At 71.6% G+C, this 14,725-nt stretch carries 12 protein-coding genes; 9 read left to right on the top strand and 3 right to left on the bottom strand.

The features are described from left to right. Positions 1-119: 119 nt before the first annotated feature. On the top strand, positions 120-1,115 hold the full coding sequence (locus FHX71_RS03015) for a LacI family DNA-binding transcriptional regulator (RefSeq protein ID WP_182614359.1): 996 nt from the start codon (positions 120-122) through the stop codon (positions 1,113-1,115). A gap of 87 nt (positions 1,116-1,202) precedes the next feature. Here the strand turns inward: FHX71_RS03015 and FHX71_RS03010 are convergent, their stop codons facing one another. After that, a complete protein-coding gene (locus FHX71_RS03010) occupies positions 1,203-2,198 on the bottom strand; it encodes a family 43 glycosylhydrolase (protein ID WP_182614358.1) in 996 nt (331 codons plus the stop codon). Between the two features lie 203 nt (positions 2,199-2,401). Here FHX71_RS03010 and FHX71_RS03005 point away from each other — a divergent pair, with 203 nt between their 5' ends. From FHX71_RS03005 to FHX71_RS02995, 3 genes are read left to right on the top strand one after another with little or no spacing between them, the layout of a single operon-like run. Next, on the top strand, positions 2,402-3,376 hold the full coding sequence (locus FHX71_RS03005) for an ABC transporter permease (protein ID WP_312876904.1): 975 nt from the start codon (positions 2,402-2,404) through the stop codon (positions 3,374-3,376). Further along, complete coding sequence (locus FHX71_RS03000) at positions 3,373-4,332, top strand: carbohydrate ABC transporter permease (RefSeq protein ID WP_182614357.1); 960 nt, start codon at positions 3,373-3,375, stop codon at positions 4,330-4,332. The genes FHX71_RS03005 and FHX71_RS03000 overlap by 4 nt, the downstream gene beginning before the upstream one ends. Before the next feature lie 18 nt (positions 4,333-4,350). Next, complete coding sequence (locus tag FHX71_RS02995) at positions 4,351-5,997, top strand: extracellular solute-binding protein (protein WP_182614356.1); 1,647 nt, start codon at positions 4,351-4,353, stop codon at positions 5,995-5,997. Between the two features lie 358 nt (positions 5,998-6,355). Here FHX71_RS02995 and FHX71_RS02990 read toward each other — a convergent pair whose 3' ends face one another. Further along, a complete protein-coding gene (locus FHX71_RS02990) occupies positions 6,356-7,387 on the bottom strand; it encodes a LacI family DNA-binding transcriptional regulator (protein WP_182614355.1) in 1,032 nt (343 codons plus the stop codon). Between the two features lie 204 nt (positions 7,388-7,591). Between FHX71_RS02990 and FHX71_RS02985 the strand changes: the two genes are divergently transcribed. From FHX71_RS02985 to FHX71_RS02970, 4 genes are all read left to right on the top strand, one after another. Continuing rightward, positions 7,592-9,541, top strand: coding sequence for a glycoside hydrolase family 127 protein (locus FHX71_RS02985; RefSeq protein ID WP_182614354.1), 1,950 nt, complete (start codon positions 7,592-7,594; stop codon positions 9,539-9,541). Positions 9,542-9,677: 136 nt separating this feature from the next. Further along, positions 9,678-10,991 carry an ABC transporter substrate-binding protein gene (locus FHX71_RS02980; RefSeq protein ID WP_182614353.1) on the top strand — a complete coding sequence of 438 codons (1,314 nt, stop codon included), beginning with the start codon at positions 9,678-9,680 and terminating at the stop codon, positions 10,989-10,991. Next, positions 10,988-11,905: a carbohydrate ABC transporter permease gene (locus FHX71_RS02975; protein ID WP_182614352.1), complete on the top strand. Its 918-nt coding sequence runs from the start codon at positions 10,988-10,990 to the stop codon at positions 11,903-11,905. The genes FHX71_RS02980 and FHX71_RS02975 overlap by 4 nt, the downstream gene beginning before the upstream one ends. Before the next feature lies 1 nt (position 11,906). Beyond that, on the top strand, positions 11,907-12,824 hold the full coding sequence (locus FHX71_RS02970; protein ID WP_246402169.1) for a carbohydrate ABC transporter permease: 918 nt from the start codon (positions 11,907-11,909) through the stop codon (positions 12,822-12,824). On the opposite strand, the gene FHX71_RS02965 is transcribed toward FHX71_RS02970, so the two are convergent. After that, on the bottom strand, positions 12,757-13,707 hold the full coding sequence (locus FHX71_RS02965; RefSeq protein ID WP_182614351.1) for an EamA family transporter: 951 nt from the start codon (positions 13,705-13,707) through the stop codon (positions 12,757-12,759). The two genes, FHX71_RS02970 and FHX71_RS02965, sit on opposite strands and share 68 nt — an antisense overlap. 70 nt (positions 13,708-13,777) lie before the next feature. Here FHX71_RS02965 and FHX71_RS02960 point away from each other — a divergent pair, with 70 nt between their 5' ends. Then, positions 13,778-14,713, top strand: a complete 936-nt coding sequence (locus tag FHX71_RS02960) for a LysR family transcriptional regulator (protein WP_182614350.1) — start codon at positions 13,778-13,780, stop codon at positions 14,711-14,713. The last annotated feature ends 12 nt before the right edge of the window (positions 14,714-14,725 follow it).

Genomic DNA, 14,725 nt, shown 5'->3' with positions numbered 1-14,725 from the left:
GACAGAGCGTCGTCGGGAGCGGACGCCGCCGACCAGCACCTATGATCACGCTGAAGGGTTCCGCTGCCGCTGGGAGACAGCTCGTGACACGTGCGGGTCGTGGGGTTCGGCTCTCCGATGTGGCCGAGCACGCCGGCGTGTCCGCGAAGACGGTCTCCAACGTGCTGCACAACCACCCGTACGTCAGCGCGACCACGCGCGAGACCGTCGAGGCGTCCATCGCCGCCCTCGGCTACCGCGCGAACCTGTCGGCCCGCGCGCTGGCGAGCAAGCAGACAGGGTTCATCGCCCTGGCGATCCCCGGCCTGGACAACCCCTACTACTCCGAGCTCGCGAGCCACGTCATGGACGCCGCGGCCGAGCACGACTGGATCGTGCTGATCGAGCAGACGCGCTCCTCCGAAGCCATGGAGAAAGCCGTGGTGCGGGGGCCGGCGTCGCAGCTCGTCGACGGCATCATCCTGCAGCCCGACGCGATCGGCGACGCCGACCTGACCGACCGGTTCGCGCACCAGAACCTCGTGCTGATCGGCGAGGCCGCGGCCACGGCGTCGGCGGACCACGTCACCGCGGACAGCACGGCCGCCGCCCGGGAGGTCGTGGAGCACCTGCTGGAGCAGGGACGCACGCGGATCGCCACCGTCGGCATCCGGCCGAGCAACCGCGCGAACGCCGGGGAGCTTCGCTACCGCGGCTACTACCAGGCGCTGGAGCGGGCGGGCCTGGGCGTCCGGACCGAGTACCTGGCACCGGCCGAGCGGACCCGGCGGCCCGACGGCGCGGCGGCGGCCGACCACCTGATGTCCCTGCCCGAGCCGCCGGACGCCATCGTCTGCTTCAACGACCTGCTCGCCAGCGGCGTTCTGGCCCGGCTCCGCGAGCGGGGCGTCGCGGTGCCGGACGACGTCGCCATCGCGGGCTTCGACGACAACGAGGAGTCCCGGTTCACGGCGCCGCCGCTGACCAGCGTCGCCTGGGACCTGGAGGCCCTGGGCCGCCGCTGCGTCGAGCTGCTGCGCGCCCGGACGGGCCGGACCGACGGGGACCACCCGCCGGTCCGGACGGTCGTGGGGCATCGGCTGGTCGTGCGCGAGAGCACGGCGGGGCGGGGCTAGGCCCGCCGCTCGGGCAGGACCGCCCGAGCAGGATCGCCCAGGCACGATCGCCCGAGCAGCCCGGCCCGAACGCCGCAGCCCCCGGGCTCAGTCCTCCCGCAGCGCCGGACGCCCGTCCGCCGCCCAGACGATCTCGGCGCCCGCCAGCAGGTTGGTGCGCCCGCCGGTGTCGTTGCCCTGGAAGAACAGGTAGGTGCGGCCGTCGTCGTCGGTGAGCACGCCGGGGTGCCCGCTCTCGGACGAGTTCCACGTGCCCGGTGCGCCGTTGGGCAGGAACGGCTCGACGGTCCCCCGTGTCCAGGTGACGCCGTCCTCGCTGGTGGCCCAGCCGATCTGCTGCGGCACGTTGTTGTACGCGCCGGCGTAGAACATCACGAGCCCGCCGTCCGGGCGGCCGCCCTCGCGCACGAAGGCCGGCGCCTCGATGCACTCGCCCTCCCAGTCGAGCTCGGGTCGCAGCGCGGGGCCGTCCAGGCTCAGGTCCCGCCAGTCGTCGCGGCCGAAGCCGCTGCCGAGCGGCGCCTCCGCGACGCCGACGAGCTGCTCCCGCATCTCCGGGTCGCGCGTGGCGTAGGCGAGCAGCAGCCGGTCGCCGTCGACGACGAGGTCCGCGTCGATCGCCCGGCCGCAGTTCCACTCGCCCTGCGGGCGGAACACCGGGTTAGAGGCGTCACGCTCGAAGGTGACGCCGTCGGTCGAGGTGGCGTGGCAGATCGAGTCCAGCGGCCCGGTGCCGTAGCTCTGGTAGAAGAGGTGCAGCACGTCAGCGACGACGACGGCGCCCGGCGCCGCGAGCCCCTTCGCGTCGTAGTCGCCGCCCGGGTGCAGCCGGGCCACCAGCTCCCACGAGGCCAGGTCGCGGGACTCCGCGATGCCGACGCACAGGCCCGCGCCGGGCTCCTCCGGCCGGAGCGTGAAGTACATGAGATAGCGGCCCTGGAACCGGACGACCGACGGGTCCTTGGCCCACCGGGTGCCGTCCGCCCGGTCCACGCCCCACGGCTCGCCGAGCAGCGGGGCGGACCCCACGGTCGGCCCGCTCCGCGACGTTCCGGGTGAGGTCGAGGTCGACGACTGCGTCATGGCGGTAGCTCTCCTGATGCTCGATATCCCGGACCGTCCCGGGTCCCGAGCGAACTTACAGCGCTGAAATACCGGTGGCAAGGCCGATCCGACTCCGCGCCGCCAGCGGCTGATTCACTCGGACACGCGCCCTTGACAGCCCTCTCGGCGACCCAGATACTCATCGGTATTTCAGCGCTGAAATACGATCGGAGAACAACGACGTGAACCGAACAGGCCTCGCCGCGCGAGGCACCGGACCCCGGACCGGCGGGCCACCCAGGCCCGGCACCACCTGGCGCGCCCGCCTCGCCCGCGACAAGGTGCTCCTGCTCATGGCGGCGCCCGGCATGATCCTGCTGCTGCTCTTCCAGTACGTGCCGCTCGCCGGCAACGTCATCGCGTTCCAGGGCTACCTGCCGTTCCTGCCCTTCGGGCAGAGCCCGTGGGTCGGGTTCGACAACTTCGCGGTGATCATCAACGGCGACCCCGCGTTCCTGAACGCGCTGCGCAACACGCTGGTGCTCACGCTCGTGCAGGTGGTGCTGGTCTTCCCGGCGCCGATCGCGCTGGCCCTGCTGATGAACAGCATGCTCTCCGAGCGCCTCAAGCGGGCGGTGCAGTCGGTGCTGTACCTGCCGCACTTCCTGTCCTGGGTGATCGTGGTCGCCGTCTTCCAGCAGGTGCTCGGCGGGGCGGGCCTGATCAACAACCTGCTCCGGGAGCACGGCGGGGAGACGCTGTCGATCATCGGCAACTCCGACCTGTTCGTCGCGCTGCTGACCAGCCAGGTGATCTGGAAGGACACCGGCTGGGCGACCATCCTCTTCCTCGCAGCGCTCTCGCAGATCGACGCCTCGCTCTACGAGGCCGCCCGGGTCGACGGCGCGTCGCGGTGGCGCCAGCTCTGGCACGTCACGCTGCCCGGCATCCGCGGCATCGTGATCCTGCTGCTGATCCTGCGCCTCGGCGACTCCCTGACCGTCGGCTTCGAGCAGATCATCCTCCAGCAGGACGGCGTCGGGCTGGCCGCCAGCGAGGTGCTCGACACCTACGTCTACAACAACGGCATCGTCGGCGGCCAGTGGGGCGTGGCCGCCGCCGTCGGGCTCGTCAAGGGCGTCGTCGGCGTGCTGCTCGTGCTCGGTGCCAACAAGATCGCCCACCTCTTCGGCGAGAACGGGGTCTACAAGTCATGACCGCCACCACTCCGGGCACCCGCCCCGGCACCGAGTCGGACGCAGGAAACGGCACCCCGCAGACCCTCCGCCGTCGGACAAGGCCGCTGGACGCGCCCGGAATCCCCGCCCGCGCGCTGAAGGGCGTGGTGCTGCTGGTCTTCTGCGCCGCAGTGATCCTGCCGTTCGTCGGCATCGTCTCCACGAGCCTGGCCGACCGGGCGCAGGTCAGCGGCGCGGGCGGCTTCGTGCTGTTCCCCACGAGTCCGTCCCTGGACGCCTACCGGACCATCTTCGCGGGCGGCGTCGTGACCCGGGCGATGGCGGTGAGTGTGGGCGTGACCCTGGTCGGCACCGCCGTCAGCCTCGTGGTCTCGACCCTGCTCGCGTATGCGCTCAGCCAGCAGGGCTCGTTCGGCCAGAAGCCGATGCTGATGCTCGTCCTGCTGTCGCTGCTGTTCACGCCCGGCCTCATCCCGAGCTACCTCGTGGTCAAGGAGCTGGGGCTACTGGACAGCTACTGGGCGCTGATCCTGCCCACGGCCCTGAGCGCTTTCAACGTGATCGTGCTGCGCGCGTTCTTCATGGGTATCCCGCCCGAGCTCATCGACGCCGCCCGGATCGACGGCGCCGGCCACCTGACGATCTTCGCCCGCATCGTGCTGCCGCTGTCCAAGGCGGTGCTCGCGGTCATCGGCCTGTTCTACGCCGTCGGCTACTGGAACTCGTTCTTCGCGGCCCTGCTCTACCTCAACGACACGGCCAAGTGGCCGCTCCAGCTCGTGCTGCGTACCTACGTGATCAACAACGCCGAGATCAGCGCGGCCGACCTGGGTTCGGCCGTCGACGCCCTGCCGCCGCAGCCGTCGATCCAGATGGCGATCCTCGTCGTCACCATCGTCCCGATCCTCGTCGTCTACCCCTTCCTGCAACGGCACTTCGCCAAGGGAGTCCTGACCGGCGCGGTCAAGGGCTGACCCCGAAAGGAAACCACCATGTCCCACCCCTCCCTCGACCGCCGCACGTTCCTCGGCGCCGGTCTGCTCGGCATGGCCGGCCTGCTCACGGCCGGTTCCCTGTCCGGCTGCTCGACGTCGACGACGACGTCGGGCGGCAGCGTCGCGGGCGCCGGCGTCACGCTGCCCAGCTACATCCGGTTCGACGGCGTCACGCCGGACCTGCCCGGCACCGACGCCGGCATCCCGGACACGTTCTTCGCCTACCCCGCGAACCCGCAGCGGGTCCTGACGGGTGTGCCCGCCGACGGCAGCGGCATCCGCGGCTCCGTGCCGATCAACCAGGCCGTGCCGCCGGGCATGGACCGCAACTCGTACTGGCAGGCGCTGAACGAGCGGATCGGCTCCGACCTGAGCCTGACGATCACGCCCGGCGCCGACTTCCCGCAGCGGTTCGCGACCGCCGTCGCGGGCGACGGCCTGGGTGACGTGTTCAACGTGGACGGCGCGTTCCCGCAGCTCCCGCAGCTCCTGGAGTCCACGTGCCAGGACCTCACCGAGTACCTGAGCGGCGACGCGATCGCCGACTACCCGTTCCTGGCGAACCTGCCCACCGACTCGTGGCGGGGCACGGTCTTCAACGGCAAGATCTACGGCATCCCCGTCACCCGGGGCGTGCAGTCGTCGGTGCTGCTGATGGCCCGCGCGGACCTCTTCGAGGAGCGGGGCGTGGACCCGGCGCCCGCCACGATCGACGAGTTCGTGCGGGCCTGCGAGGAGATGACCGACCCGCGCGCCAACACCTGGGCGCTGACCAGCGTGCCGATGGTGATGCTCCAGCAGATGTACGGGCTGCCCAACACCTGGGCGGTCGACGACGACGGCACGTTCACCCACGCGCTGGAGCTCGAGCCGTACAAGGACGCCCTGGAGCTCGGCCGCCGGCTCATCGCGGACGAGCTGGTGCACCCCGACAGCGTCGACTCCGCGACGGCCGACCAGAAGATGTGGTTCGGCGCAGGGTCGGCGGCGCTGCACCAGGACACCTACTCGTCGATGGGCTCGATGTACGAGTCCAACGCCGACGGGCTGGAGGGCTACTCCGTGGGCCTGCTGCTCACGCCCAGCGAGGACGGCGAGCCCGCGCCGCTGTGGCTGGGCAACCCGAACAACTCGATCTCGGCGCTGAAGAAGACCGACCCCGCCCGCACGAAGATGCTGCTGGAGGTGCTCAACTGGCTCGCCGCGCCGATCGGCACGGAGGAGCACCTGTCCCGCAAGTACGGCGTCGAGGGCGTGCACTACACGCTGGACGACGCCGACCCCGTGCTCACCCCGCTCGGCAAGACCGAGGCGTGCGGCGGGACGTTCCCGATCGAGTACCTGGTCGACGGGCCGCGGCCCAACTACTACCCCGGCCGGCCGCACGTGGCGCAGGACATCCACGACCACATGGAGCAGGCGATCCCTGGCGGCGTGCGCAACCCGACCGTCGGGCTGTACTCCGGCACGCAGGGGACGACGGGCGGACGGCTGAACACCACGATCACGGACGCCGTGAACTCGATCCTGCTGGGGCGTGAGCCGGTGTCGTCGTGGGACGCCGTGGCCGCGGACTGGAGGAAGCAGGGCGGCGACACGATCCGCAAGGAGTACGAGGAGGGGCACGCGGAGCTCAACGCCTGACGCTCTCCGGCCCGGGTCCCCCGGGGGCACCCTTTCCTTCGAGACCTAAGTTTCTCGCCTTTCGGGCGCCCCAAGAGCCAAGAAACTTAGGTCTCGAAGGAGAAGGTTCGGGGGACGACGGCGAACGACGACGCCGGTTGCCCGCTGAGGGCTGTACGCGCCAGCCGACGGCGGCGGCGAGAGGGCTGGGCATCGTCGAGGTCGGCTGGGCCGGGACAACCAATCCGGACGCCGACGGAGGCCGCTGCGCTCAACCCGGGAGGCAGCTTCTCCTTCGAGACCTAAGATTCTCGCCTTTCGGGCGCCCCAAAGCGAAGAAACTTCGGTCTCGAAGGAGAAGGCGACGTCGGCCGGAGCCCTACGCGTCGCCCAGGGTCGACGCGCGGACCACCAGTCGGGGGGCCAGGCGTTCGACGCCGCGCGCCGGGTCGCCCTCGATCGCCGCGATCAGCAGCTCGGCGGCGCGCTGGCCGAGCCGCTCGAGCTGCATGTCCACCGTGGTCAGCGGCGGTCGGCTGGCCAGCGACATGACGTCCCAGTCGTCGTAGCCGGTCACGGCGACGTCGTCGGGCACGCGCAGACCACGTTCGCGCAGCCGGTCGCACCCGCCCCGCGCGAGCTGGTCGGACGCGAACACGATCGCATCCACGGGCAGGCCGTCGCCAGAACCGCCGGCACCCGGGACCCCACCCAGCACCAGGTCCACCGCCCGCCGCCCCCACTGCTCCGACCAGTCCCCGTACAACGGCGAGCCCACCAGCTCCAGCCCGCGCGCCGCGAGCTCCGCCGCCAGGGTCTCGTGCCGCACGAGCGACGCCGCCTGCTCGGCGCGTCCGCCCACGTACGCGATCCGACGTCGGCCCAGCCCGGCCAGGTGCTCGACGAGCAGCCGCATGCCGAGCGCGTCGTCGGGCACCACAGAGGCGTCCTCGGGGTCGGACGACGGCGCGAAGGCGTAGACCACCGGCATCGGCACGCGGATCGGCTCGCGGGGCTCGGTGGTGCGGCCGGTCACGATGATGCCGTCGACCCTCCGGGCAACGAGCGCGCGCACGTGGTGCTGCTCGCGCACCGGATCGTGCCGCGCGGTCGCCAGCAGCGCCGACAGCTCGCCGCCCACCAGCGCGTTCTCCGCGCCGAGCACCACGGGCAGCGAGAACCGCCCGGCCGAGTCGGTGCTCAGCAGGCCCACCGTGAAGCTGCGCCGCGCCGACAGGGAGCGGGCGCTGGCGTCGGGCACGAAGCCCAGCCGCTCGGCCGCCTCCCGGACCCGCGCGCGGGTGCTCTCGCGCAGCGAGCCGGTGTCGTTGAGCGCCTTGGACACCGTGCTCGGCGAGACGCCCGCGAGCGCCGCGACGTCCGTGATCCGTACGACCGCTCCCCGGTCCATCCGCACCGCCTCTTCTCGACCTATTTTCCTTCCGCGTTTTCCGCCGAACGAGCCCGGCAACAACGGAACGCAGCGCCAGCGTACCTCCCGCCCCAGTTCAGCACCCAATTTCAAGCGAGTTTCGCCCAGACCTTTGACCCGGGCAGCACCGGTCCCTACGATCAGGAAATCGGATTCCTAGTTTCCGTCCGGAGGAGAGCATCGATGACGACACCGACGCCCAGCGGTACGACGCGCGGACCGGCCGAACCCACGAGCGACGCCCGGGTGCTGCTGCGGCCCCTTGCCCCGGGGTACGTCACCGTGGACGGCGGGCTGTGGCGCCGCACGGCCGACGTCAACCGTGCCGCCGCGATCCCTGGCGGGCTCGAGCAGCTCGCCAAGGCCGGAAACCTGCGCAACCTGGAGATCGCGGCAGGTGTGGCCGACGGCGACGCGATCGGCCCGATCTTCGCCGACTCCGACGTGCACAAGTGGCTGGAGGCCGCCGCCTGGGAGTACGCCCGCGAGCCCGACGAACAGCTCCTGGCCGACCAGCTCCACGTGACGAGCCTGCTCGCCGCCGCCCAGGCCGACGACGGCTACCTCGACTCCGTGCCGGCGCTGCGGAACGTGCCGCGCTACAGCGACCTGCCGTGGAGCCACGAGCTGTACTGCGCGGGGCACCTGTTCCAGGCCGCCGTCGCGCAGGTGCGCGGCACCGGCCGCACCGAGCTGCTCGACGTCGCGGTCAGGCTCGCTAACCACCTCGTCGTCACGTTCGGTGACGGCCCGGGCCAGCTCCGCGACGTCGACGGCCACCCCGTGATCGAGATGGCGCTCGTCGAGCTGTACCGCGAGACCGGCACGCGCGCCTACCTGGACCTGGCGAGCTGGTTCGTCGAGGCCCGCGGCACCGGACTCATCGAGGCGCACGGCAAGCAGCCCACCTACTTCTCCGACCGGGTCAAGGTCCGCGCGGCCACCACGGTCGAGGGCCACGCCGTCCGCGCCGTCTACCTGGGGGCGGGCGCCGCCGACGTCGCGATCGAGACCGGCGACGCCGAGCTCCTCGCCGCCCTGGACACCCAGTACCGCGCCATGGAGCGCGGCAAGCAGTACCTGACGGGCGGGCTCGGGGCGCGCTGGGAGGGCGAGTCGTTCGGTGACCCGTTCGAGCTGCCGACCGACCGCGGGTACGCCGAGACCTGCGCCGCGATCGGCGGCGTGCAGTGGGCGTGGCGCATGCTGCTCGCCACCGGCGAGGCCCGCTACGCCGACCAGATCGAGCGCATGCTGCTCAACGGCTTCCTCGCCGGCGTCTCCCTGAGCGGCACCGAGTACTTCTACGTGAACCCGCTCCAGCTCCGCGCCGACGCCCACGCCGAGGAGGACCGCAGCCCCGCGCACGGCCGCCGCGGCTGGTTCGACTGCGCCTGCTGCCCGCCCAACATCATGCGCACCGTCTCCAGCCTCACCGGTTACGTCGCGACGGCGGACGGGCCGAGCCTGCAGCTCCACCAGTACGCGCCCGGCACGGTCACGGCCCCGCTCGACGGCGGCACGCTCCACCTGCGCGTCGAGACCGCCTACCCCGACGAGGGCAGCATCGCGCTGCACGTCGAGGAGGCGCCCGACGGCGAGACCACGCTCGCGCTGCGCGTCCCCGCCTGGGCCGACGGCGCCACGCTCGACGGCGAACCCGTGACCGCCGGTACCTACGCCCGCGTAACGCGCCGGTTCGCCGCGGGCGACACGGTCCGGCTCGACCTGCCGATGACGCCGCGGCTGACCAGCGCCGACCCCCGGGTCGACGCCGTGCGTGGCAGCGTCGCGATCGAGCGCGGGCCCCTGGTCTACGCCCTGGAGCAGCCCGACCAGGAGGCCGGCGCCGTGGTCGACGACCTGCGCATCGACGTCTCCGGCGGACTGTCCGACGAGTTCCGCGCGGACCTGCTGGGCGGCGTGACGGTGGTCCGCGCGAGCGGCGCCGTCGTCCCCGGGCCCGACGCCGGGGCGACGACGCCGTACGGGCCGGCCGGGACGCCGTCGTCGGCGTCGGACCAGCCGACGGAACCCGTGCGCGACGTGACCCTGACCGCCATCCCCTACTACGCGTGGGCCAACCGCGGCCCGCAGCCGATGCGGGTCTGGATCCCGACGAACGCGGGTTGATCCCGCTCGCTGGTTGAGCTTGTCGAAACCAGCCCACCCCCCCGCTGGTCGAGCTTGTCGAGACCACTCACCAGGTCTCGACAAGCTCGACCGGCGGTACCCCACCCTGCGTAACGATGCGTAAGGAAGGAGAGCGATGGAGCTCACCAGACGCCAGCTGCTCACCCTCGCCGGCTCGGCGACGGTCGCGGCAGCGCTGGCCGGCTGCGGCGGCACGCTGCGGCCTGCGGACGTCGGCGCCGCCGGCTTCGGCGAGAACGCGACGGGCACCCTGAACCTGTGGTGCCGGTCGGACACCGTCAACGGCACCCAGGCCGTCGTCGACGCGTTCCACCAGGCCCAGGACCGGATCCGCGTGCAGGTCACGCCCATCCAGAACGGGCAGTACGTCACCAAGCTCGCCACGGCGATCCGCGGCGGTCGGGTGCCCGACGTCATCGACATCGACGACATCTACTCGACCCTGTTCGCCTACCGCGGCGCGTTCACGGACCTCACGCCGCTCATCGAGGACCTGGGCATCGGCGACGCGCTGAGCCCCGGCCACCTCGCCCTGAGCACCAAGGACGGCCGGAACTACGGCCTGCCGTTCATCGGCGACTTCTCGGTGCTGTTCTGCAACACCGAGCTGTTCGACCGCGCGGGCCTCGACGTCGACGAACACACCCGCGACTTCGACGGCATCCTGGAGGCGGCCCGCGCGATCAGCGCGCTCGACGACGACCTCTACGGCTGGTCGTTCCCCGGCAACTCCTCGGGCGCGCTCGGCTTCACGGTCCAGCCGCACGTGTGGGCGACCGACCGCGACCTCATCACGGGCGACGTCGGCAGCCAGCGCGGCGACGTCGTCGGCAACGAGGCGCTGCGCCGCACGCTGGAGCTCGAACGGACGCTGTGGTCGGAGCAGCTCGTGCCGCCGGGCAGCTTCTCCGACGACGCCTCGCGCTGGTCCGCCGACTACGTCGCCGGCCGGCTCGGCATGTTCCCGGCTGGGTTCGGCGTCGTCGTACCCAATGCCGACGAGGCCCTGCTGGAGCACACCAAGGCGGTGCTCCTGCCCGGCCCCGACGGCGGGCGCGCGTTCTTCGACGGCGGCGACAACCTCTGCATGCTCAACGGCGCGCGCAACCCGTCGGCGGCGTGGGAGTTCATGAAGTTCGCCGTCGCCGTCGAGCAGCAGGCCCGGATGCCGGAGGGCTTCTACTCCCCCGTCCGCTCCGACGTCCGCACTCCGGAGTTCGAGGAGAAGTACCCGCTGGTGGTGCCGCCCCTGGAGGCGCTCGACCGCGGGTACGCGCCCACCACGCTCGCCTACAACCTGATCTACAACCAGCAGGACGGACCGTGGCTGCGCATGTTCCGTTCCGCCGTCTTCGACGGGGAGGTCGATGCCGCCATGCAGGAGGCCCAGACCACGTACGACCGCATCCTGCGGCAGGCACAGGCATGAGCGCGCCGACGACGGCCCCGCAACCGCTGCGCCGCCGCAGGTACGGGACTCTCACGCACCCCCACCGCACGGGGCTCGCGCTGGTCACGCCGGCGGTCGCGCTGGTGGTCGTGTTCGTGTTCGTGCCGCTGGTCGTGGCGGTCTACATCTCGCTGACCAACTTCCCGCTGATCGGGCCGTACCGGTTCATCGGGCTCGACAACTACGCCCTGGTGCTCACCGACCCGACGTTCTGGAGCGCGCTGGGCTACACGCTGCTCTACACGGCGATCGTCACGCTGCCGATCCTGCTGCTCGGGTACGGGCTGGCCGTCCTGGTGCGGTCCAACCGGCGGGGCGCGACGCTCCTGCGCACCATCTTCTTCGTGCCGTTCGTCATCGGGCTGACGACGCTCAGCTTCCTCATGCTGCTGGAGGCCCAGCCGAACAGCGGCCTGGTGAACGTGGCGCTCAAGGCGCTCGGGATCACCGACGGGACGACGGCGTGGCTCGTCGACGGACCGCTCGCCACCGGGCTGCTCTGCGTCATGGTGGTCTGGGGCGTGTCCGGGCTGACGATGGTGCTGCTCATGTCGGGGATGCAGGGCATCCCGCGCGAGGTCTACGAGTCGGCGGAGATCGACGGCGCGTCGTGGTGGCAGCGGGAGCTGCAGATCACCGTGCCCATGCTGCGCCGGACCATCGCGATGACCGTGATCCTGTCGGTGATCGGCTCGTTCCTGGCGTTCACGCAGTTCTACATCCTGACGCAGGGCGGGCCGGGGTCCGAGACCACGACCATCGTCATGGCCATCTACCGGCGCGCGTTCGTACAGCTCCAGCTCGGGGCGGCGACCGCCATGTCGCTCGTGCTCGTCGTCATCACCGGTCTGGTCACCGCGGCCCAGTTCTGGCTGCTGCGGGAGAGGAGCTGACATGGCTACCGTCACTTCTGCTGCGCCCGTGGGGTCGCGTGCTGCGCGGCGTCCTGCCGTTGCGCCCGCCTCCCCCTCCGGGCCCGAGCGGGACACCCGGATCAAGCGGACCCTCTACGCCGTGGGCGGCACCCTGGCCGCGCTCGTGTTCCTGGTGCCGCTCGTGGTCGCGTTCGTGCGGGCGGGCCAGCCCGGCGACGTCATCGTCGCCGCCCCCGACGCCCGGTTCTTCGAGCTGTCGTGGGTCAATTTCCAGGCGGTGATCGACCAGCCCGAGGTGTGGCGCGGCATCCTCAACTCGGCGATCGTGTCCGTCTCGACGGCGGTGCTCACCGCGGTGCTGGCGACGCTCGCCGGGTACGGCTTCGCGCGGTTCCCGTTCCGGGGGCGAACCTTGTTGTTCGGGCTGGTGCTGGTCACGCTGATGATCCCGTTCCAGGCGATCCTCACCCCGCTCTACCTGCAGATGAACGTCATGGGGCTCACCGACAGCCTGTTCGGCCTGGTGCTCTTCTACACGACCGTGAACCTGCCGTTCGGCATCTTCGTCATGCGCAACACGTTCGCCGCGGTGCCGACGGAGCTGGAGGACTCGGCGCATGTGGACGGGGCGGGGACGCTGCGGATTCTCGTGTCGGTGCTGCGGCCACTGGTGATCCCGGGGACCGCGACGGCCGCCCTGTACGCGTTCCTGGCGTCGTGGACGGAGTTCCTCGGGGCGCTGACGTTCCTGACCGACTCCAGCCTCTACACGCTGCCGGTGTCGCTGGTGAACCTGCAGCAGGGGGCGTACGGGCAGGTCAACTTCGGTCTGCTGGCGGCCGGGTCGGTCATCGCGATGATCCCGTGCGTCATCTTGTACGTGGCGCTCCAGCGGTACTACGTGGCGGGGCTGGCGTCGGGGTCGGTGAAGGGATGAGGGGCTCTGGGGTGCGCGTCGTCGTCACCCGACGTCGCGCGCCCCAGAGCACTCCCGCGATGACCAGGCCGGCGCCGGCCGCCGTCGTCGCCTCGATCGGCTCGCCGAGCAGCACCGCGGACGCGCTCAGACCCACCACGGGCACCAGCATCGAGAACGGCGCGACGACGCCGGCAGGGTGCTGGGCCATGAGCCAGGTCCAGACGCCGGAGCCGGCCAGCGTGCCGATCAGCACGGTGTAGGCGAGGCCAAGGAGCGCCGGCAGCATCTGGGGGCTGGGCGCGAAGGACCGCGCGATGGCGTCGGGACCCTCGATGACCAGCGACAACGCCAGCATCGGGACTGGCGGCACCACGGACATCCACAGCGTCAGGTGCAGCGGGTTGGGCGCCTTGGCGCGGGCGCTGGACACGTTACCGATCGCCCAGCCGAAGCCGCCGGCCAGCACCAGAAGGAACGGTCCGAACGCCGCGGCCTGCGCCTGGGACCAGCCGACGACGGCGAGCCCGAGCGTCGCGACCGACAGGCCGACGAGCTGCCTTGGGGAGACGCGCTCGCGGAACAGGGTGGCGCCCAGCAGCACCGTGAACGGCGCCGACGACTGGAGCACCAGCGACGCGAGCCCCGTCGGCATGCCGACGGCCATGCCCCAGTAGAGGAAGAGGAACTGCAGGGTGCCGAACCCGAGGCCGTAGCCCAGCAGCCACCGCACGGGCACCTTCGGGCGCGGGACCAGGAGGATCGTGGGGACGGCGATGATCGCGAACCGCAGCGCCGCGAGCAGGAACGGCGGGAACTGCTCCAGCGACGCGTGGATGGCGATGAAGTTGAGCCCCCACATGACCGCGACGGACACGGCGAGCAGACGGTGCGAGATCGGCATGTTCTGAGCGTCGCCGTCATCGGCCTGTAGGACAAGCGAAATGTTCTACGCGTCCTTGTAGCCTGCCTACATGAATGACTCCCGTGGACAGGACCTCGCCCGTGTCGACCCGCGCCACCTCGACCTGCTGCGCGAGCTCGCGGACCGCGGGTCGGTCACGGCCGTCGCCAGGGCGACCCACCGCACGCCGTCGGCGGTGTCGCAGCAGCTCCGCACCGCGCAGCGCGAGCTGAAGGGCGTGCCGCTCGTCGAGCCGCACGGCCGGGGCCTACGCCTCACGGAGGCGGGCCGCCTCCTGGCCGACGGCGGCCGCGACCTCTCCCGGACGGTCGCCGAGGTGCAGGCGCGGTGGGACGAGTTCATGGGGTCGGCGTCGGGCACGGTGCGCGTGGCGACGCTGCCCAGCGCGGCGACGGTGCTGCTGCCCGGTGTGCTGGACCGGCTCGCTCCGACGGACGTCTCGCTCGAGTGCAGCGACATGGATATCGCGGAGTCGGAGTACTCGGGGATGGTCGCGGACCACGACATCGTCATCGGGCACAGCTTCACCGGTCCGGTGCCGGCGGGCGCGGAGCACCTGGTGACGGCGGCGTTGCTGCGGGAGCCGCTGGACATCGCGCTGCGTGTTGACCACCCGCTTGCCGCCAAGGCGCGGGTCACCGCCCGGGACCTGGTGGCCTACGAGTGGTATGGCGTGCCGGTCGGGTACCCGTTCGACGGGCTGCGCATCGCGGTCGAGACGACGGCGGGCGAGCCCGTCCGCGTGGCGCAGCGGCTGCGCGACAACCGGCTCATCGAGGCGCTGGTCGCCTCCAGCGACCGGGTGGCGGTGCTGCCCCGGTACTCGACGGCGCCTGGTGCCGGGCTGGTGCTGCGGCCGGTGCACGGGATGGACGCGGCGCGGTGGATCGTGGCGATCCTGCGGCCCGATCACGCGGAACGGCTGGCGGTGCGGACGGCGCTGGAGGCGTTCCGGGCGGTGGGGCGGTCTGTCGGCGAGGTGTGACATCCTGCGTCG

It is taken from the genome of Promicromonospora sukumoe, assembly GCF_014137995.1.
Lineage (GTDB): Bacteria > Actinomycetota > Actinomycetes > Actinomycetales > Cellulomonadaceae > Promicromonospora > Promicromonospora sukumoe.
Note: the sequence above shows the minus strand (reverse complement) of the source record. Positions and strands in the feature narration are given on the sequence as shown.